Source organism: Pseudomonas sp. PME37.24/025 (genome assembly GCF_055556615.1).
In genome coordinates this window covers 246,162-263,768 of the sequence record NZ_JBVHNK010000008.1, presented here as the reverse complement: position 1 = coordinate 263,768, position 17,607 = coordinate 246,162, and the positions used below count along the sequence as shown (strand labels likewise).

Sequence of the window (17,607 nt, the reverse complement as noted above, 5' to 3'; positions counted from 1 at the left end):
GGCCCCAAAATAGCGGCAACAATTGCCTATTTTGCGAGTGCTGCGCACTCGAGCGGGAGCAAGCTCCCTCGCCACAAAGTGGGGTGTGACAGGTACAAGGCTCAAACCAACGAATCACCCCGACGCGCCATGGCCGGCGCGGCGCTATCCAGCGCAGCAATGCGTGCAGCCGATTCCGCATCCACCTGGTGCAATGACTTGCCACGGGTTTCCCGGGTCAGGCCGACGGCCACGATGGAAATCAACGCGGCGCCCACCAGGTACCAGGCGATGGGTGTCGAGCTGTGATATTTGTTGAGCAAGGTGATGGCGATCAGCGGGGCCAGGGAACCGGCGAAAATCGGCGCCACCTGGTAGCACAGGGAAAGTGCGGTGTAGCGCACGTGGGTCGGGAACATTTCGGCCATCAGCGCCGAGTAGGGCGCATAGGTCATCGACTCGATGCCCAGACCCAGGATGATGGCCGCCATGATCAGCCAGTTGTTGCCGGTGTCCATCATCGGGAAACCGATAAAGCCCCAGAACGCAGTGAGCACCGCGCCGGTCAGGTAGATCGGTTTGCGTCCCACTATGTCCGACAGATACCCCATCAACGGAATCAGGAAGAAGTGCACCAAGTGCGCGCCGAACATCAGCAGCAGAATTTCCGAGGTGTCCTTGTGCACCACCAGTTTCAGGTAAGTGATCGAAAAGGTAACCACGGTGTAATAGAGAATGTTCTCGGCAAAGCGTGCGCCGATCCCGACCAGCACGGCGCGCCAGTGATGACGCAGCACTTCGACCACACCCAACTGTTGCTGCTTGGTCTGTGCCTGACGGGCCTGGGCTTGTTTGAAGATCGGCGCGTCATCGACGCTGGTGCGAATCCAGTAGCCGATCAGCACCACCACCGCCGAGAACCAGAACGCCACGCGCCAACCCCAGGCGAGGAATTGTTCTTCCGATAGGTTCGACGACAACAGCAGCAGGGCGACGGTGGCCACCAGGTTGCCGGCCGGCACCCCGGCTTGCGGCCAACTGGCCCAGAAGCCTCGGCGATTATCCGGGCAGTGTTCGGACACCAGAAGAATCGCGCCGCCCCATTCACCGCCAAAGGCAAAGCCCTGGATCAGCCGCAGCAGCACCAATAGCACCGGCGCGGCATAGCCGATCTGGTCGAAGCCGGGCAGGCAGCCCATCAGAAAAGTCGTGATACCGACCACCACCAGGCTCAGTTGCAGCAGGCGTTTGCGGCCGAATTTGTCACCGTAGTGACCGAACACCAGACCACCCAACGGTCGAGCGAGAAAGCCGACCGCGTACAAGGCGAAGGCGGCGATGATGCCGTCAATCGGGCTGTCGGTCTGGCGGAAGAACAACTGGCCGAAGACCAGTGCCGAGGCAGTGCCGTAGAGAAAGAATTCGTACCACTCGGCAACGGTGCCGGCCATGGCGGCGGCCACTACGCGTTTGAGTCCCGAGGGGGTGGTTGCGTTTTGCGTGTGTAGAGGATTGGACATGCTGGCGTTTCCTGTAGAGGCGCAAAAACAGGCAGCCGGGCCGGGTCCGCAAAGACCCGCCCGGCAATCACTCAGAGACCGACGTCTGGCAACTCCGGACGGTTAGCCAGGGCCTTGGCCATGATCTGCTCGACGAACACCCGATCGGCTTCCGGCAGGGCCAGGCGTGGCGGACGGGTCAGCGCGCTGCCGCGACCGGCGATGGCTTCGCAGAGCTTGATGCATTGCACCAGGTCGGCGCGGGCATCGAGGTGCAGGATCGGCATCAGCCATTCGTAGATCGGCATGGCTTCGGCGAAGCGACCGGCCTTGGCCAGGCGGAAGATGGTTTCGCCTTCTTTCGGGAACACGTTCGACATGCCCGAGACCCAGCCTTCGGCACCCACCGCGATGCTTTCCAGCACCACGTCGTCGAGACCGGCGAACAGCACGAAACGGTCGCCGACTTCATTGCGCACGTCGATGAAACGACGGGTATCGCCGGACGAATCCTTGAAGCACACCACGTTGTCGCAGTCGGCCAGGGAAATCAGGATGTCCGGGGTGACGTCGTTTTTGTAGATCGGCGGGTTGTTGTAGACCATCAACGGTACGTCGGCATTTTTCGCCACGTAGCGGTAGTGCTCGGCGGTCTCGAACGGCTTGGAACCGTAGACCAGCGCCGGCATCAACATCACGCCGTCGACGCCGACCCGGCGCACGGCATTGGCGACCTTGGCCGCTTGCACGCTGGTGAACTCGGCCACACCGCAGATCACTGGCACGCGGCCGCGGGAGGCGTCGACCGCGACTTCGGTCACGGCGATTTTTTCTTCGGCGGTCAATGAGGTGTTTTCCCCCACCGAACCGCACACCACCAGGCCCGATACGCCGTCACGGATCACGTTGGAAATCACCTGATGGGTTTTTTCCAGGTTGATGGAAAAGTCATCGTTGAATTGAGTGGTCACCGCGGGGAAGACGCCACTCCAGTTAATACGCTTGCTCATTGTTGCCTCCGGTTCGTTAATTGTATTTCGTATACGATATTTTAAATACCAATGACTCGGCTAGTGTTTTTTTCAATTAGTCAGGTTTTTTTTGTGGGGTGAAATCCCTGTGGTGAGAGAGCTTTTGTGGCGAGGGAGCTTGCTCCCGCTGGGTTGCGCAGCAGCCCCAATGCTGTAATCGCGGTATGTCTGAAACAACCGATGCTCTGGTTTTACGACTGCTGCGCAGCCGAACGGGAGCAAGCTCCCTCGCCACAAAAGCTGGCCTAGCCACAAAAGCTCTTCGCTTCGACGTCAGGCACCCGGCCAGGTGTCAGACAAGCGATAGCCCTGTGGCCACGGATCGCTCGGATCGAGCAGCAATTGGTGGGTGCCGGTGATCCATGCGCGGCCAGAAATGCACGGGTAGATCGCCGGGCGTCCGGCCACTTCGGTCAGGGAATCGATGCGGCAGTGGAATTCGGAGCCGATGATCGAACGGCCAATAAAGCGCTCGCCCACCTGCATCAAACCCTTGGCCTGCAGCACCGCCATGCGTGCCGAGCAGCCAGTGCCGGTGGGCGAGCGGTCGATTTTGCCGGGTTGAATCACCACTGCGTTGGCGCCAGTGGCGATGCCGTTTTCAACGACGATGGGCGCGGCAATCTGGCAGAAGGAAATATGTGACCACTCGGGGTTCAGCGGATGGACGAAGCCCAATTGTTCATTGGCTGCGCGAGTGATTTTCAACCCTACCGCCACCAGGTCGGCAGCCTCATCAGGACGAATGGAAAAGCCCAGGCGTTCAGCGTCAGCGATCACAAAGCTGTCGCCGCCATACGCAGTGTCGACCTGCAACGAGCCGAGGCCTTCGACTTCGATCCAGGCGTCGAGGCGGTCAGCGAAGGAGGGTACGTTCTTGATTTCTACCCGCTCGACCTTGCCATCACGGCAATCGGCCACGGCCTCGATCAGGCCGCCGGGCGCTTCGAGCACCAGTCGGGTTTGCGGTTCGGTCATCGGCAGAATGCCGCTGTCCAGCAGCACCGTGGCGACGCACAGCGAATTGGAACCGGACATCGGTGGTGTGTCCGCCGGTTCCATGATGATCCAGGCCATTTGCGCCCGAGGATCCTTGGCCGGCACCAGCAGATTGACGTGACGGAACACGCCGCCGCGAGGCTCGTTGAGCACGAAGTTGCGCAGTGTCTGATCTTTGGCGATCCAGCGCGATTGCTCCCACACAGTGGCGCCCGGTGGTGGGGCGACACCGCCGACGATCACATCGCCGACTTCGCCTTCGGCGTGGCAGCTGACTACATGAATCACTTTCGATGAGCGCATGGTTTGCTCCTTCTATTGCCTGTCGAGGCCTCATCGCGGGCAAGCCCGCTCCCACAGGGTTTGATGGTGTACACAAAATTGGTGGCCAACACAGATACCTGTGGGAGCGGGCTTGCCCGCGATGGGGCCATCCGTTACTTCACCGATTTCAGAAAAGCCGCCGTTTCCGCATGCACCGGATTACCAATCACCTGATCCGGCGAGCCGATCTCGTGCACCAGGCCATTGCGAAAGAACGCCACGCGGTCGGAGACATCGCGGGCAAAGCGGATTTCGTGGGTCACCAGCACCATGGTCATACCGTCTTCGGCGAGCATGCGCATGGTGTCCAGCACCTCGCCGACCAATTGCGGATCGAGGGCCGACGTGGCTTCGTCGAACAGCATGTAGTCCGGCGACATCGCCAAGGCGCGAGCGATGGCCATGCGTTGCTGCTGACCGCCGGACAACTTGCCGGGGAAGGTCTTGAGCTTGTCGCCCAGGCCCACATGGGTCAGTTGCTGCACTGCCAAAGCCTCGGCTTCAGCCTTGCTTTTTCCCAAGACCTTACGCGGTGCCAGCATCACGTTTTCCAGCACTGTCAGGTGCGGAAAGGCATTCCATTGCTGGAACACAATGCCGATTTTCTGCCGCAGGCGATTGAGGTCGGTGGCGCTGTCATGGACCTCGACGCCGTCGACGCGAATGCTGCCTTTCTGGATCGGTTCCAGGCCGTTGATGCACATCAGCAGGGTCGATTTTCCGGAGCCCGAGCCGCCGATGATCGACACCACCTCGCCCTTGTTCACTGTCAGGCTGACACCCTTGACCACGGCGAGGTCGCCGAAGGATTTATGTACGTTGTCGATCTCAATCATTTTCTTGCCACCTTCTTTCCAGACGAGCGCCCAGGCGTGCGACCACCAGGCTCATGACGTAGTAAATAAGGCCCGCGATGCACAGCACCAGCAACGGTTCCTGGATGCGGGTGACGATGGTTTGCGAGGCGCGCAGCAGTTCGACGATGCCGATCCACATCACCAGCGCGGTGTCTTTCATCACGCCGAGCACCAGGTTCAGCCAGCCGGGGAAAGCCACTCGTGTGGCCATCGGCAGGACGATCCAGCGCAGGTCCTGCAAGAAACTCAGCCCCAGTGAACGACTGGCCCGGCGCACGGTGAACGGCACCGACAACACGCCAGCGCGCACGATCTCGGTGAAGTACGCGGCGGCGTAAACCCCCAGCACGATGCAGCCGACGCTGAAGGCGCTGATGTTCAAACCGACGATGCTTTTGAGTGAGTTGAACAGCACGAACTGGATCAGCAACGGCACGCTGCGAAACACGTCCAGCACCCAGGCCAGGGGCAAACTGGCCCGCGGCAACAAGGCCCGCAGAAGGCCGAAGAGCAATCCGGCGAGGGAGCCGAGCATGATCGACCAGAACGTCAGTTGCAGCGTGACCCAGGCGCCATTGAGCAGGAACAACAGGTCATTGGAGGAAAACCCGGTATTAAACATGCACAGCTCCTCAGTAACGGAACAACCGCCAGGCCATCAGCCGGGCTGCCGCGACGATCGCCTTGGCAATCAGGTAATACAGCACCGCTGCGATGGCGAAGAACTCGAAGGTGCGGAACGTTTTGACGTTGTAGTCCTGGGTCACGCCGGTCAGGTCATTGTTCAGCCCGACGATCACCCCCAGCGACGTCATCAGCACCGCCCAGACCATTTGGTTAGTCAGCGGGTAGAAGACGATCCGCAGCAGCTGCGGGACGATGATCATGCGGTAGGCCTGAAAGGCGCTCATGCCCAGCGAACGTGCGGCGCGCACTTGTGTGTCCGGGACGGCCTTGAGGCCACCGCGAAAGTTCTCCGCCAGATACCCGGCATTGTTGAAGGTGATCCCGGCCAGCAGGGCGAGCCATGAACTGACGTGCATGCCCAGCGAGCCGAGGCCGAAGTAGAGGACGTAGATCTGGAACAGCGACGGGGTATTGCGCGCGATCGATACCCAGCTGTTGCCGATGCCGCGCAGCAGCGGGTTTTTGCTTTCGCGCATCACGGTCAGGGCCAGGGCGATCAGCACACCGAAGATCATCGACAGCGCAGCGGTCTCGAAGGTGACGACGGCACCGGCCAGCATGTCCGGCAGGGCGCGCAGCGCTGAGCGCCATTGGAAGCTGTAATCAAACATGCGCAGGGCTCTCCATCAGGGCGGCAGGTTGTAACCACGCCGGCAGGCGCCCGCTGGCGGTGGCATTGCAGGCGGCATCGACGCATTCTTTGATGCTGGCGAAATGCACTTTGCGGCCCACCAGGCCGGGTGCGTAATGGGCGTATTTGCCGGAGTTGGTCATCAAGGTTTTTGCGGCCGGTGGGATCACCGGTTCGCCGAGCATGCACCAGCAGGTATCGGTGACCAGGGTGGCGCCGAAAGCTTCGATCACGGCGATATGTCCGGCTTCGCGAGCCTGCTCCAGCACGGCGCGGCCGCAGGTAATGGCGAGGACCACGTCAGGGTGTTTGTGCCGACCGAGGCAAAGCCGCGCGAGGTGGGAAAACTCGCTGAGGGAGAAATGCGGATTGCCCAGCGAGACCACATCCACCTGGCTGTCGTGGGCACTGTTGAGTTCGCGCCAGCTGACTAGCAGATCCTTCAAGAGGATGTGTTCCACCGGCACCCGGTTATCCGTGTCCAGCACTTGAGACGGGTCGATGGCCTCCGGGGTTATCCCGGCGATATGGAACAAGGGCGCGGCGGACGTGGTGGCAAATGCCGCGCCGAAAGCTTTGAGGTCGTCCAGGCTCGGGTTGCGGTTTTCCAACCCGCGCACCAGTGGAATCCGGCTGCCCGCCAGCGCGCCGATGTGGTAACCGAGCAGCGGGTAGAAGGCGTCGTCCAGTTCACCCAGAACGGGCAACTCGATCTGCAGTCGAGCCTTGCGTTGCGCGTCCAGATGGCAGCCGATCAACGGGGCGCGGCCAGTCAGCGCGATGCAGATGTCCAGGTAGTCCGGGTACTTCAGGGTGCGTGCGCCGAGCACGCTGTTGGCGTAAACCACTGCGTTGGATTCGGCCCAGACGATCTGCTCGCCAGCCTTCGGCGCGCTGTCGAGCAGGTAGGGCGCGCAGGTGAAACTCAGCTGTGCACCCATCGCCATATAGGCATCGCCCAAGGCACTGGCCGGTTCACCGAGAGTCGGGTCGATGCCCAGCTCGCGCCAGCGGCGCTGGTCCACGGAAATCGAATTGAGGGTGGTGGGCACTCGCACTGTTGCTCCCCATTGCACCAATTGTTGGGCAAAACGCAGGCTCGCCGGCCCCGTATAAATGCAGCCGTCGATGTGCGCCTGGGTGACATCCACCAGACGGCGGGCACCTTGCAGTTCGGCCATGCGCAGGACGATCTGCATCGCCATCTGCGCGGCCTTGCCATGCTGACCGTCGAGCAGCGCCCGGTCGTGTTCGGTGAGTTCGATCGCGGTGGCGATATCGGTGCTCGGCAAAGGGCTGTCGAGTGCCTGCCAGGCATCGTCCGGCAGGTGCTCGAACAGGCTCAGCGTTGAGTCCTCGACCCGAGCGAAAGCCTTGCCGCGCAGAGCGGCGAAGGCCTCCCGGCCGATGCACAGCACCGGCAGGGAACGCTCGAAAATGGTCTGTGCCACGAGCACGCCCAGGGTCAGGATCTCATCGGGCTCGGCCAGCACCAGTGCAGCCGGTGCGTGACCGTTACTGATCAGTTCCATCAACACGCTACTGCCGGTGCACGAGCCGCGACCGCTGGGGATGGCCAACACGCGGCCGGCCAGGTATTCGCCGCTGAGCGGGTGGTGACGGTCAATGATCTCTCCGCTGTACGGATCGACCCCGCCCCAGAAACTCAACCCGATATCGGCGAACAGCAGGGCGCCCTCGGCGGCGCCCGCGACCAGGCTGCGACCGGTCAGAGAAGTGGGCCTAGGCATGCCGGACACCTTAGTAGTAGACCTGTGGCACGGTCAGGTTGGTCGGCGATATTTCAGTGCCGACCCATTTGACGAACAGCTCCTTGTAACGACCGGTGCGCACCTGCTGGTTGACGAACAGGTTGAGGTAATTGAGCAGGCCATACTCGTTGCGCTTGGCGCCGAGGGAGACGTAGTCGATCACGTACGGCGCGTTACCGGCGACTTTCAGGTTTTTGTATTTGCCGGATTTGAGGGTGGCGGCGGCCACAGTGTTGGTGACCACGGTGGCGTCGATATGGCCTTGGGCGACTGCCAGCAGAGTGTCGTTCTGTGACTGATAGGCGCGGAAGGTGCCGGTGCCCCAGCTCTTCACGTCTTTCTCCAGGGCGATGGCCTCATAGGTGCCGCTGGTGTTGCCCACGGGCTTGCCCTTGATGTCATCGAAGCTGTTGATGCCGGTGTCGTCGCGGGTCAGCACCACCATCTGGAAGGCAAAATAAGGCACGGTGAGGCCGACGGTCTTGGCCCGTTCGAGGGTGTCGGAGGTGGAGGCGACGATCACGTCGGCCCGCCCGGAGACCAGCGCCGGAATGCGGTCCGGGAACGGCGTCTCGACCACTTCGGCCTCGACCCCAAGGATTTTCGCCAGGTCATGGCAATAGTCCACGTCGAAACCGGCCGGGTTGTTGCCCGCATCGCGAAAACCCATGGGCGGGAAGTCCAGGGTCACAGCGCAGCGCAGCTTGCCCGAACCAATGATGTCGTCGAGCTTGTCGGCCTGGGCGGTGGCGATAAAGGAGGTACTGAGAACAGCGCTGAGGGCTACGGCAAATGCGGGGTTTTTCATAGAGGCCTCGTTGGTGTGAAGTGCTGTTGGATATCGTATTGGGGATTTCGTATACGATATTAACAATAGCAATCAACGTGCCTATTTCCAGGGAGAAGCGCGAATTAATCGTCAGCCCTTGAAGTAGAGGTGTTGTGGTGGCGCAACTGGAGGGGACTGACGCTGTGAAGGCTTTGGCCCGCAATGGCGGGTGTTACAGATGGGAGCAATGATTGTGCGGGGCGCCCCTTTAAGGAACACCGGCGCCCTGCGATCTTCTGATCGACCCACCCTTTACCCGGATACACCCCATGTGGCGAGGGAGCTTGCTCCCGCTGGGCCGCGAAGCGGCCCCAATCCCGGCAATCACGGTTTTTCAGACATACCGCATGCTCAGGCTTTGCGACTGCTGCGCAGCCGAGCGGGAGCAAGCTCCCTCGCCACAAAAGGCCTGTGGCCTCAGATCAATGGTCAGGACGGCGGATCGAGGTTATCCAGCACCCGATTCACCGCCAGCTCCCCGAGCATGACCACCGATTGAATCCCCAACATCATGTTGCGATGTGGCATGTCCATCAATCCGGCGAACTCACTGAGCATCATGCTCGCGGACGCCAGGGATTCGCAGGCGTTAACCAGCAGGGTTTCGTTATCGACCTCGGTGCCGACGTGGTAAATGGTGCTGGGTTTGCGCTTGGTGTCTTTGGGGATGGGCGGCTTGAGGTAGTGATCGAGGGCGCGGTCGGCGGCTTCGTTGAGTTTTTTGGAATCGAGGGATTCGTAGGGGGATGTCGGATCGGTTTCAGGTGGGTTGGGTGTGGCTTTGAACATAGTAATGCTCCTTGATTAGTGGAGCCGCCACGGTTCGCTGCGAAACGAAGATAGGTGGCAGCTGTACGCAGGTTCGCAGACCGGGAATCAAGGAACCCGGCAGACCCGAAGATCTCCCGCGCACAGCCGCCATAACGCAATTCAGCGAACGAAAAACGTCATCTGAAAAGGAACGGTGGCGCTGTGCGCCTTGATTGACCCGGGCTGCGAAACCCGATCGCTGTTTTTCAGCGACCCGGAAACGATAGAGCCCGGCCTCAAGGCGTACAAGCCGGCGGATTCTGGCGTAGTCGTAGGCAACGGCGCAAGGATGTGTAGCCTGGGTGAGTGTCTGGAAGTGTCATTTAAACAGTGCTTGTTTAGCGGTCTGACACGAGCCTTGTGGTGGAGGGGCCTGCCTCTTCGCGAGCAAGCCCGCTCCCACATTTGATCTCAGGCGTACACAAACAGTGTGTACACCGAAGATCCCCTGTGGGAGCGGGCTTGCTCGCGAAGACTGACTCACAGACGCCGAACGTCCTCAGTCCTTCCACGCCCCGGCATAGAGCCGTCCAGGCGATTTGCAGTCCGCAATGCCGTGTGGTTAGCTGCCGGCACTCCCCAGCCCTTTGACTACCGAAGCCATGATGAACTTTACCCAGCCTCGTTTGAGATTGCTGTCGATACTGGCCGTGACCCTGTTAGTGGTGGGCTGTACGTCCTACTACCTGTTTCGCCAGAGCAGTGCGTCGGCAAGTGACAACTTCACCGCTGAGGACATGAACGAAGGCGGCGTAGAGGACATCGGCACGCTGGCACTGCCTGACGTGGAAAAGCGTCTGAATTACTTGATCCATGACACGGGTGAAACCCTCAGCGCTTTGGAGCTGGTCATTGAATCGGAATTTAGCCTGACCGTTGACGGAGCCAAGCCTGCCAGCGAGCAGGAGCTGCAATACGAGGAGCTGTTTGTCCCTTTCACCAGTGCGCAGGTGAAAACTGCTCTGGCGTCGATCCAGGACCTGCGTTTTGCGCAGAAGCTGTTTGCCGATGGTTCCGAATTGAGGTTTGACACCAGCAGCCTTGATCCTCTCTGGAAGCGCGCCGCCACGCCGGATGAGTCGGTGGCCGAACAATACCGTCCGGAGCGCTTGCGTTTTCGAGATGGCAGCGAGAAAAACTTCGCCGATATCAGGGTGCAGTCCAAGATCGAGCCGGACGATAGTGTGCCGTCCCCTGAACCCATCGCACTATCGGTCAACAAACCCTTGGCGAGTCTCGGCCTGACGATCGCTTACCGCAGCTACCCGGCGTTCAAAAAAGTGGTCTTGGACAAGGACCACCCTAAGGTGACCCTGGACGACGGCCAATATTTTCAGCTCACAGCCCTCGGTGACTCCAGCGCCTCACTGCGGCTGAGTACGCCCAAAAAGTCGACCTTCGTGGTGCAGGGTTTGACCGATGCGGGCAAGGCGCTATACAGCAACGGTAACAACACCCGTTCCTTCCCCTCGGAGGGCGATATTGCAGCGTTGCGTGACTTTCACAAAGCCCTGCTGCAGACCAAGGATGATCTCGAGCAGTTCAAGACCAGTCAGGCTGCACAACAACAGCTGGAGCATTTGACCAAGGATCTTGCCACCCGGGGAGGGCTGCTGAAAAACACCGAGGCCGACTACCGCTTCGAGGCTACCCCGCAACGTATCGTCATTCATGTGCTTGATCCGATGGAAGACAGCACCGCCGTTATCACCGAGGTACACAACGTCCTTGCGGAGCAAGCGCGTTACATCGCCCTTGACCGGAAATCCGATCGCTACGGCTTCATCGATCAGGCCGGACAGTGGTTGATCAAACCACGTTGGGCACAGGTGCAAGATAGCGTGGTGGCGGATATCTACACGTTGTTTACGCTGAAAAAGTCCAGCGACCCTCAATCGGACATGCAGGAAATGCGCGACCAACTCGCCTATTTCCCCGCTGGCAGCAATAAACTCGTAGACCTGCCGTTCGAATATATAACGGAGACAATGGACGATGGCCTGCTGCTGGTGGAGCGTGAAACCAACGGCCCCTATGGGCTCTACGACTCCAGGAATCACCGTTTCACGCTGCCGATGAAGTTCGTCAACCCCACCGTGAGCGGCAACCTGTTCATCGCCCGTCTCGGCAACAAAACGTACGCCACGGAGGGCCACTACGGCGCCTATACCCTGGACGGCAAGGAGGTTCTACCGCCGCAGTTTTCCGAGATCGAGCAAAACGGTGGTTACCTCTATACCCACTCAGCCGATCGGAGTCGTCAGGACGTTTTCGACCTGGAAGGTAAACGGATCAACCTCCAGGGTTACAACGTGATAGGTCGGTTTTTTGGCGAGCAGCCGCTGCTGGTGCAGGACGCTAAAAGCAGGAAATTTGCTTTTATCAACCGCCAAGGGACGCTGCTGCCCATCAAGTTACCGTATGACGAGGTGGAGCCGTTTTCCAACGGTATGGCGGTGGTCGGGCGTGATCGCAGCTATGGTGCCATCGACCTGGCCGGCAGGTTGCAGATTCCGCTGGAATACAATCGGATCAACTCATTTCAAACCCGCTACGCAGCCGCCGTCCCGGTCGGCAGTAGTAGTGGGCTGGTGTTGATCAGTCAAAACAACCAACAGGTCAAGAAACTCGGTTCCTACACCAGCCTGAAAGTCTCTGATAACGGCAACGAAGCCCGTTACTACGTGGAGGATCCGAGCAACCCTGACGAGTCTCTGGTCTATGACGCCGATGGCAATCTCGTGCAGAAAGAAGAATAAGGGTACGCCTCTGAATGGCATGGAATGGACCTTGGTGCTCGAAGCGCAGCCATACCCTTCCTGCGGGAGCATCCACCTAACGCTGATTATCCCGAAACTGACTCGGCGAAAGACTGGTCAACGCCCGAAACTGCCGGCTAAAAGCACTATGGTCGGTGTAACCGCAGCGCAGGGCGATTTCGGTGATCGGCAGGTCGGTGTGCAGTAACAGCCGCGAACCTTCTTCCAGGCGCGCCTTGTGAATCATCTGCCGTGGGGTGAGCTGGAATACCCGTTTGCAGTGACGCTCCAGTTGCGCCACGGAGTAGCCGGCGATGGCGGTCAGTTCGGCGAGGCTGATGGCGCGGGCGAAGTGGCTGCGGATGTGCGCATCCACGGCGGCGAGTTTCTGGAAGGCGGGATGGTTGGACTGGGGTGATTGCAGGTCGCGGGAGATCCCGGCCAGGCCAACGATGTGACCCTGTTCATCCTGCAAGGCGAGTTTGTGGGTCAGGCACCAGATCGGCTGGTTGCCGTAATACAGGTGCAATTCCAGTTGATCGGACAGTTCGCGGCCGCTGGACAGTACCCGCCGATCCTGTTCGGTGTACAGCGGGCCAAAGCGTTCCGGGAAGACCATTTCAGCGGTGCGCCCCAGCAGCTCCTCGCGATGTTTGAAACCGCAACGCCGGGCCAGGGTCTGGTTGACGAAGGCGTAGCGGGCTTCGCGATCCTTGATGAAAAACACCACGTCCGCCAGGGTATCGAGCAGCGGCGCAATCGGCTGCAGACTGTTGAGCAGCGTTGGCAGGTCGCAGGGTTTGAAGGTGCTGAGCGAGGGATACATGGCGCTGGGGTCTGATGGCGACCCCGGGATCATAGAGGCTCGACAGCGTGGCCGAAACCCCCGAGGGGGAATCAGGCCGGCGGGGTGTCGTCCAGGCACATCAAGGTCTCGATCCGCGCCGGGCTGAAGGGTGGGCGGGGCGCTGAAGGTTGCCAGCCGAATAGATGCTGCACCGCACCGCCACACACCCGGCCCTGACAGGCGCCCATGCCGCAGCGACTGGCCAGCTTGGCTTCGCGCCAGTCAGTGTGCCCGGCCAATGCGGCGTAAGGCACGTCTTCGCAGCGGCAGACCAGAGTGTCGGGTTGGGCCAGGGACTTGAGTTGCGGGTCGAGGGCGAATGCCTGATTCAGTGCCTTGGCGAAGCCCTGCCAGCGTGCTCGGCGTGGCCACAACTGGCGGGCCGCTTCAAGGTTACCGACCGCTGCGTGGCCAGCAATTGCACCTTCGACCAACGCCAGTTCACTGCCACCAAACCCGGTGCATTCACCTGCCGCAAAATGATCGGCGCGGCTGCCGGCCTGCCAGGCATCCACCGCCAACGCCCGACCTTCGATGGCATAACCCAGTGCCTGGCCCAATTGAATATTCGGGATCAAGCCGAAACCACAGGCCAGCCGATCACATTCCAGTTCGACGATTTTGCCTTGCTGTTGCAGGCGCACGCCTTCCAGACGGTCAGTGCCAAGGGCGGCCAACACATGAGTCGCGGTGCGGTAATGGCGGTCGAACAAACTGAACGATTGCAACCATTTGGCAGGCCAGCGGGGCAGTTGCGCGGCGAAACCAGCGACGGCAATGCGCGAGGCTTGCTCGGCGATGCGTTGTACCTGCGCGCCATGTTTTTTCGCGGTGGCGGCACTCGCCAGCAATAGCGGGCCGCTGCCGGCGATCACCACGCGCTCACCCTGCACCGGCACACCCGCCTTGATCAGCGCCTGTAAGCCACCGGCCCCGGTCACGCCGGGCAACGTCCAGCCGGGGAAGGGCAGCAGCAACTCGCGGGCGCCGGTGCACAGAATCAGTTTGTCGTAGCTGATCAACCAGCCGTCATCATCACCTTCGACCAGCAGTTGTTTCGGCCCGGGACTGGCGATCACCCGGGTGCCGGCGTGATGGCGGATGTTGCTGCAAGCCTGCAAACGCTCACGCAGGCGACGGGCCTGATCGGGCACGTTGGCTTGAGGGCCGTCACGCCAGATTTGTCCGCCCGGCAGCGGATTGTCGTCGAGCATGACGATGCGTGCGCCGCTGGGCGCAGCGGCAAGGGCGGCGGCCATGCCAGCGGGGCCGGCACCGACGATCAGCAGATCGGCGTATTCGTTCATGGACGTGTCTCCACCTGCATGCCGTCTCGGCACAGGGTTTGGCAAGCGAGGCGTCGTCGGCCGTCGATGGTTACCCGGCATTCCTGGCAAATGCCCATGCCGCACAGCGGTGCGCGGCGCTGGCCACTGACCGACGTGCGTGTGCAGCCGTCGCTGCCCAACGCCAAGGCAGCAGCGACGCTGGTGCCCTCGACAACCTTCAAGGCGCGGCCGTCCAGCAGCAATTCAGGCATAGGCAGGTTCTCCGAGAAAACGCTGGGGCAGATAGGGTTGTGCAGCCAGTGGCGGGGTTTCGTTGAACAGTTGCGCCACCAGCAAGTCGGCCGTGCCGGGGGCCGTGGTGACGCCCAACCCTTCGTGACCGACGGCCAGCCATAAGCCTTGGCGCTGTGGATGTTGGCCCACCAGCGGCAGACCGTCGGGGCTGGCGGCGCGAAAGCCGGTCCAGGCGCGGATGCCGTTGAGTCGGGCCAGCCCTGGCATGTACTCGGCGGCGCGCTTGAGCATTTTCGCGAGCATCCAGCCTTCGACCTGCGGGTCGGTGGTGCCGAATTGCCGCGAGGCACCGATGAACAATTGCCCGGTAGGACGCGGCTGAATATTGCAGGCGGTCGACGGCCCCGTGGCGTTGTGGGCGCTGGTGACGTAACCCAGTTCCACCAGGGTGTGGGTGACGGTGCGGGGGTAGCGGTCGGTAATCAGCAGGTGACCTTTTTTCGGTTCGATGGGCAACTCCGGGCACAGTTCGCTGGCCTGAATGCCGTTGGCCAACACCACCGCTTCGGCACTCAACCAACGACCGTCATCGAGGCATACGCGATTGCCGTCGACCGCGCTGACCCGCTCCCGACATTGACGAATGTTCGGCGTGTCGAGCATCCAACTGGCCGTCGCCGGCGCATAAAGAATGCCGTCGCCATTGATCAACAAACCGCCTTCCAGACCTTCGCGCAGTTCCGGTTCACGCTGGCGCAAAGCACTGGCGCTAATCAATTCGCACGCCACGCCTTGGGCTTGCAGGTTCAGGTATTTGCCATGGGCGACCGCCATTTCCTCGGCGTTGGCCGCCAGCCACAGCGTGCCGTTGTTGCGGTAGGCGCAGCCGTCGGGCAGGTCCGGCGCCAATTCGCGCCAGCGTTGCAGGGAATATTGACTCAGGGCCAGTTCGGCCGGGTTGTCGTCGAGCACCAGCAAGTGGCCCATGCCCGCCGCCGTCGCACCGTGCAGGCCGGCGTCCAGCACCAGCACCTGCAAGCCACGACGGGCCAGCGCCTGGGCACAGGCGGCGCCGATGATGCCGGCGCCGATCACGATCACATCGGCCACAAGGCCCTCGTTCATGGACGAATGCCCCAGGCGAACGGGTCATCCTGTTCGATGATCAAACTGGCTTCGGCGCTGATAAAGGCACGGCCGCGAATGGTCGGCACGACGCGCTCGCCCTGCCATTCGTAAGAGCCTTCGAACTCGCTGCCGATGACACTGGCCTGGCGCCAGATCTGTCCCGGTTGCAGTTTGTCGTCCGCTGCCAGGCACGCCAGTTTGGCGCTGGTGCCGGTGCCGCACGGTGAGCGGTCATAAGCCTTGCCGGGGCAGAGGACAAAGTTGCGGCTGTCGGCGTGATCGTCATCGCTGAATAGCTCGACATGGTCGATCAGCCCGCCGTCTTCGCCGCGAATTCCCTGGGCATCCAGCGCTTGTTGCACGGCGTAGGTATAAGCGGTCAGCGCGTCGAGGTTGTCGCCGGCTACCCGCAGGCCATGTTCGGCGATCAGGAAAAACCAGTTGCCGCCCCAGGCGATATCGCCGACCACCTGACCGACATCTGGCACCTGCAATACCAACGCCTTGCGGTAACGGTAGGCCGGCACATTGCGCACGCTCACTGAATGATCTTCGTGCAGGGTCGCCTGCACCGTACCCACCGGCGTCTCGATGCGATGCACGCCAGGGCTGATCTTGCCCAGATGCGCCAACGACGCCACCAGGCCAATAGTGCCGTGGCCGCACATGCCCAGGTAACCGGTGTTGTTGAAGAAAATCACCCCGGCACAGGCGCTCGGGTCCACAGGCGCGCAGAGCAAGGCACCCACCAGCACGTCGCTGCCACGGGGTTCCAGCACACAAGCGGCGCGCCATTGATCGTGATGTTCGGCGAGCAGCTTGCGGCGTTCAGCCATGCTGCCGGTGCCCAAGTCAGGAAAGCCGGCAGTCACTAGGCGGGTCGGTTCGCCGCCGGTGTGGGAGTCGATCACGGTGATGCGTTTCATGGGAGGGCCACGTCCGTTCGGTTGAGTGAACGAAAGAGTGGCCTGTGCAGCGGGGTGTCGGCTTGATGGATTTATCCTGTGCCGATGACGAAATCAGCACAGCATCCTGAAGGGTCAGTGCGCGTGAGGCAGGTGCTCGAACAGGGTCTTGCAGACCCCGGCAATGTGCTCGTCCAGCAGCTTCACCGCCAGATCCACATCCCCGGCACGACAGGCCGCGAGGATTTCACGGTGCTCGTGATCAGCCCGTTCCTTGCCGGCCGACAGGCTCATCTGCATGCGCAGGTAGCGCTCCAGCTTGTCGTTGACCGAGCGAATCAGGCTGACCAGAAACGGCCGTTGCGCCGGCTCGTAAAGGCAAGCGTGCAGCTCCCAATTGAGCTCGGCCCAGCGTCCCACGTCGTCCTCGCCGATGAACTCCTGACAGATACGCTCGGCACGGGCGAAGGTTTCTTCGGTCATGTTGGGAATGGCCAGGCGCAGTATTTTGTCCTCCAGCAACATCCGCACTTCGAACATCTGCGCCAGCTCGGCATCGGACACCCGCGTGACCATCGCCCCGCGATTGCGCTGGAACATCACCAGCCCTTCGGCCTCCAGCCGCTTGAGGGCCTCGCGCACCGGAATCTTGCTGACGTTGAACTGGCGGGCAATGTCGTCCTGGCGAATCGGCTCATCTTCGGCGAAATGCCCGGCAACGATCGCATCCCGCAAATGACGGGTGATGATTTCCGAGGTCGAAGGTGTATTGCCAAGGTCGGGAGCGTTGAGTTTGGGTAGGTTCACGGCAGCGGTCGTTTGAGTGAGATGGCGATAGGGTATACGAAATTCTTTCGCTGCGAAGTTCCAGGCGATGGCCGCCCCGAAGAATAGGCATCAGCGGGCGCCACCCAGACGCTTCGTGTGGAATTTCACGGGCCTGAATAGGCACTCGACAGCGCGTCGGCCCGGGTCTGTGCGGGATGGCCGAGTGGATATCTGCGTGAAGCCGATTATGCTTCAAGAA

General features: G+C 61.2%; 16 protein-coding genes. 1 reads left to right on the top strand and 15 read right to left on the bottom strand.

Annotated features, from left to right (window positions below; all coding sequences use genetic code 11):
- Window positions 1–101: 101 nt before the first annotated feature.
- From abaF to ACZ3HH_RS16650, 9 genes are all read right to left on the bottom strand, one after another.
- On the bottom strand, window positions 102–1,499 hold the full coding sequence (gene abaF / locus ACZ3HH_RS16690; RefSeq protein ID WP_465805931.1) for a fosfomycin efflux MFS transporter AbaF: 1,398 nt from the start codon (window positions 1,497–1,499) through the stop codon (window positions 102–104).
- 71 nt (window positions 1,500–1,570) lie between these two features.
- Window positions 1,571–2,488 (bottom strand): dihydrodipicolinate synthase family protein, encoded by a 918-nt coding sequence (locus tag ACZ3HH_RS16685; protein ID WP_007903713.1) that lies wholly within the window; start codon window positions 2,486–2,488, stop codon window positions 1,571–1,573.
- 294 nt (window positions 2,489–2,782) lie between these two features.
- Window positions 2,783–3,811 (bottom strand): trans-3-hydroxy-L-proline dehydratase, encoded by a 1,029-nt coding sequence (locus ACZ3HH_RS16680; RefSeq protein WP_048395047.1) that lies wholly within the window; start codon window positions 3,809–3,811, stop codon window positions 2,783–2,785.
- Between the two features lie 134 nt (window positions 3,812–3,945).
- Window positions 3,946–4,668: an amino acid ABC transporter ATP-binding protein gene (locus ACZ3HH_RS16675; RefSeq protein WP_305421995.1), complete on the bottom strand. Its 723-nt coding sequence runs from the start codon at window positions 4,666–4,668 to the stop codon at window positions 3,946–3,948.
- Entirely contained in the window at window positions 4,661–5,311 is a 651-nt protein-coding gene (locus ACZ3HH_RS16670; RefSeq protein WP_237881744.1) for an amino acid ABC transporter permease, read from the bottom strand. The genes ACZ3HH_RS16675 and ACZ3HH_RS16670 overlap by 8 nt, the downstream gene beginning before the upstream one ends.
- Before the next feature lie 10 nt (window positions 5,312–5,321).
- A complete protein-coding gene (locus ACZ3HH_RS16665) occupies window positions 5,322–5,987 on the bottom strand; it encodes an amino acid ABC transporter permease (RefSeq protein WP_465805927.1) in 666 nt (221 codons plus the stop codon).
- A complete protein-coding gene (gene lhpI, locus ACZ3HH_RS16660) occupies window positions 5,980–7,758 on the bottom strand; it encodes a cis-3-hydroxy-L-proline dehydratase (RefSeq protein WP_465805925.1) in 1,779 nt (592 codons plus the stop codon). The genes ACZ3HH_RS16665 and lhpI overlap by 8 nt, the downstream gene beginning before the upstream one ends.
- Before the next feature lie 10 nt (window positions 7,759–7,768).
- On the bottom strand, window positions 7,769–8,587 hold the full coding sequence (locus ACZ3HH_RS16655) for an ABC transporter substrate-binding protein (RefSeq protein WP_465805923.1): 819 nt from the start codon (window positions 8,585–8,587) through the stop codon (window positions 7,769–7,771).
- 450 nt (window positions 8,588–9,037) lie between these two features.
- A complete protein-coding gene (locus tag ACZ3HH_RS16650) occupies window positions 9,038–9,397 on the bottom strand; it encodes a DUF6124 family protein (RefSeq protein WP_465805921.1) in 360 nt (119 codons plus the stop codon).
- Between the two features lie 626 nt (window positions 9,398–10,023).
- Between ACZ3HH_RS16650 and ACZ3HH_RS16645 the strand changes: the two genes are divergently transcribed.
- The gene (locus ACZ3HH_RS16645; protein WP_465806096.1) at window positions 10,024–12,177 is read left to right on the top strand and encodes a WG repeat-containing protein; all 2,154 of its coding nucleotides are present in this window, start codon (window positions 10,024–10,026) and stop codon (window positions 12,175–12,177) included.
- A 76-nt stretch (window positions 12,178–12,253) separates the two neighbouring features.
- Here the strand turns inward: ACZ3HH_RS16645 and ACZ3HH_RS16640 are convergent, their stop codons facing one another.
- The 6 genes from ACZ3HH_RS16640 to ACZ3HH_RS16615 all read right to left on the bottom strand — a co-directional run bounded on the left by ACZ3HH_RS16640 (window position 12,254) and on the right by ACZ3HH_RS16615 (window position 17,387).
- Window positions 12,254–13,003, bottom strand: a complete 750-nt coding sequence (locus ACZ3HH_RS16640; protein WP_465805919.1) for an AraC family transcriptional regulator — start codon at window positions 13,001–13,003, stop codon at window positions 12,254–12,256.
- 71 nt (window positions 13,004–13,074) lie between these two features.
- On the bottom strand, window positions 13,075–14,331 hold the full coding sequence (locus ACZ3HH_RS16635) for an FAD-dependent oxidoreductase (RefSeq protein ID WP_465805917.1): 1,257 nt from the start codon (window positions 14,329–14,331) through the stop codon (window positions 13,075–13,077).
- Window positions 14,328–14,564 (bottom strand): (2Fe-2S)-binding protein, encoded by a 237-nt coding sequence (locus tag ACZ3HH_RS16630; RefSeq protein WP_465805915.1) that lies wholly within the window; start codon window positions 14,562–14,564, stop codon window positions 14,328–14,330. The genes ACZ3HH_RS16635 and ACZ3HH_RS16630 overlap by 4 nt, the downstream gene beginning before the upstream one ends.
- Entirely contained in the window at window positions 14,557–15,672 is a 1,116-nt protein-coding gene (locus tag ACZ3HH_RS16625; protein WP_465805913.1) for an NAD(P)/FAD-dependent oxidoreductase, read from the bottom strand. Before ACZ3HH_RS16625 ends, ACZ3HH_RS16630 begins: the two co-directional genes overlap by 8 nt.
- Entirely contained in the window at window positions 15,669–16,601 is a 933-nt protein-coding gene (locus ACZ3HH_RS16620; protein WP_465805911.1) for a 4-hydroxyproline epimerase, read from the bottom strand. The genes ACZ3HH_RS16625 and ACZ3HH_RS16620 overlap by 4 nt, the downstream gene beginning before the upstream one ends.
- Before the next feature lie 114 nt (window positions 16,602–16,715).
- Entirely contained in the window at window positions 16,716–17,387 is a 672-nt protein-coding gene (locus ACZ3HH_RS16615; protein WP_038980174.1) for a GntR family transcriptional regulator, read from the bottom strand.
- Window positions 17,388–17,607 lie beyond the last annotated feature (220 nt).

What these genes read in the sequence shown, in the direction of transcription:
- lhpI (WP_465805925.1), bottom strand. Translation starts at nt 7,758, where the DNA reads ATGCCTAGGCCCACTTCTCTGACCGGTCGCAGCCTGGTCGCGGGCGCC.
- ACZ3HH_RS16685 (WP_007903713.1), bottom strand. Translation starts at nt 2,488, where the DNA reads ATGAGCAAGCGTATTAACTGGAGTGGCGTCTTCCCCGCGGTGACCACT.
- ACZ3HH_RS16625 (WP_465805913.1), bottom strand. Translation starts at nt 15,672, where the DNA reads ATGAACGAGGGCCTTGTGGCCGATGTGATCGTGATCGGCGCCGGCATC.
- ACZ3HH_RS16655 (WP_465805923.1), bottom strand. Translation starts at nt 8,587, where the DNA reads ATGAAAAACCCCGCATTTGCCGTAGCCCTCAGCGCTGTTCTCAGTACC.
- ACZ3HH_RS16650 (WP_465805921.1), bottom strand. Translation starts at nt 9,397, where the DNA reads ATGTTCAAAGCCACACCCAACCCACCTGAAACCGATCCGACATCCCCC.
- ACZ3HH_RS16640 (WP_465805919.1), bottom strand. Translation starts at nt 13,003, where the DNA reads ATGTATCCCTCGCTCAGCACCTTCAAACCCTGCGACCTGCCAACGCTG.
- ACZ3HH_RS16635 (WP_465805917.1), bottom strand. Translation starts at nt 14,331, where the DNA reads ATGAACGAATACGCCGATCTGCTGATCGTCGGTGCCGGCCCCGCTGGC.
- ACZ3HH_RS16670 (WP_237881744.1), bottom strand. Translation starts at nt 5,311, where the DNA reads ATGTTTAATACCGGGTTTTCCTCCAATGACCTGTTGTTCCTGCTCAAT.
- ACZ3HH_RS16665 (WP_465805927.1), bottom strand. Translation starts at nt 5,987, where the DNA reads ATGTTTGATTACAGCTTCCAATGGCGCTCAGCGCTGCGCGCCCTGCCG.
- ACZ3HH_RS16645 (WP_465806096.1), top strand. Translation starts at nt 10,024, where the DNA reads ATGAACTTTACCCAGCCTCGTTTGAGATTGCTGTCGATACTGGCCGTG.
- ACZ3HH_RS16675 (WP_305421995.1), bottom strand. Translation starts at nt 4,668, where the DNA reads ATGATTGAGATCGACAACGTACATAAATCCTTCGGCGACCTCGCCGTG.
- ACZ3HH_RS16620 (WP_465805911.1), bottom strand. Translation starts at nt 16,601, where the DNA reads ATGAAACGCATCACCGTGATCGACTCCCACACCGGCGGCGAACCGACC.
- ACZ3HH_RS16630 (WP_465805915.1), bottom strand. Translation starts at nt 14,564, where the DNA reads ATGCCTGAATTGCTGCTGGACGGCCGCGCCTTGAAGGTTGTCGAGGGC.
- ACZ3HH_RS16680 (WP_048395047.1), bottom strand. Translation starts at nt 3,811, where the DNA reads ATGCGCTCATCGAAAGTGATTCATGTAGTCAGCTGCCACGCCGAAGGC.
- abaF (WP_465805931.1), bottom strand. Translation starts at nt 1,499, where the DNA reads ATGTCCAATCCTCTACACACGCAAAACGCAACCACCCCCTCGGGACTC.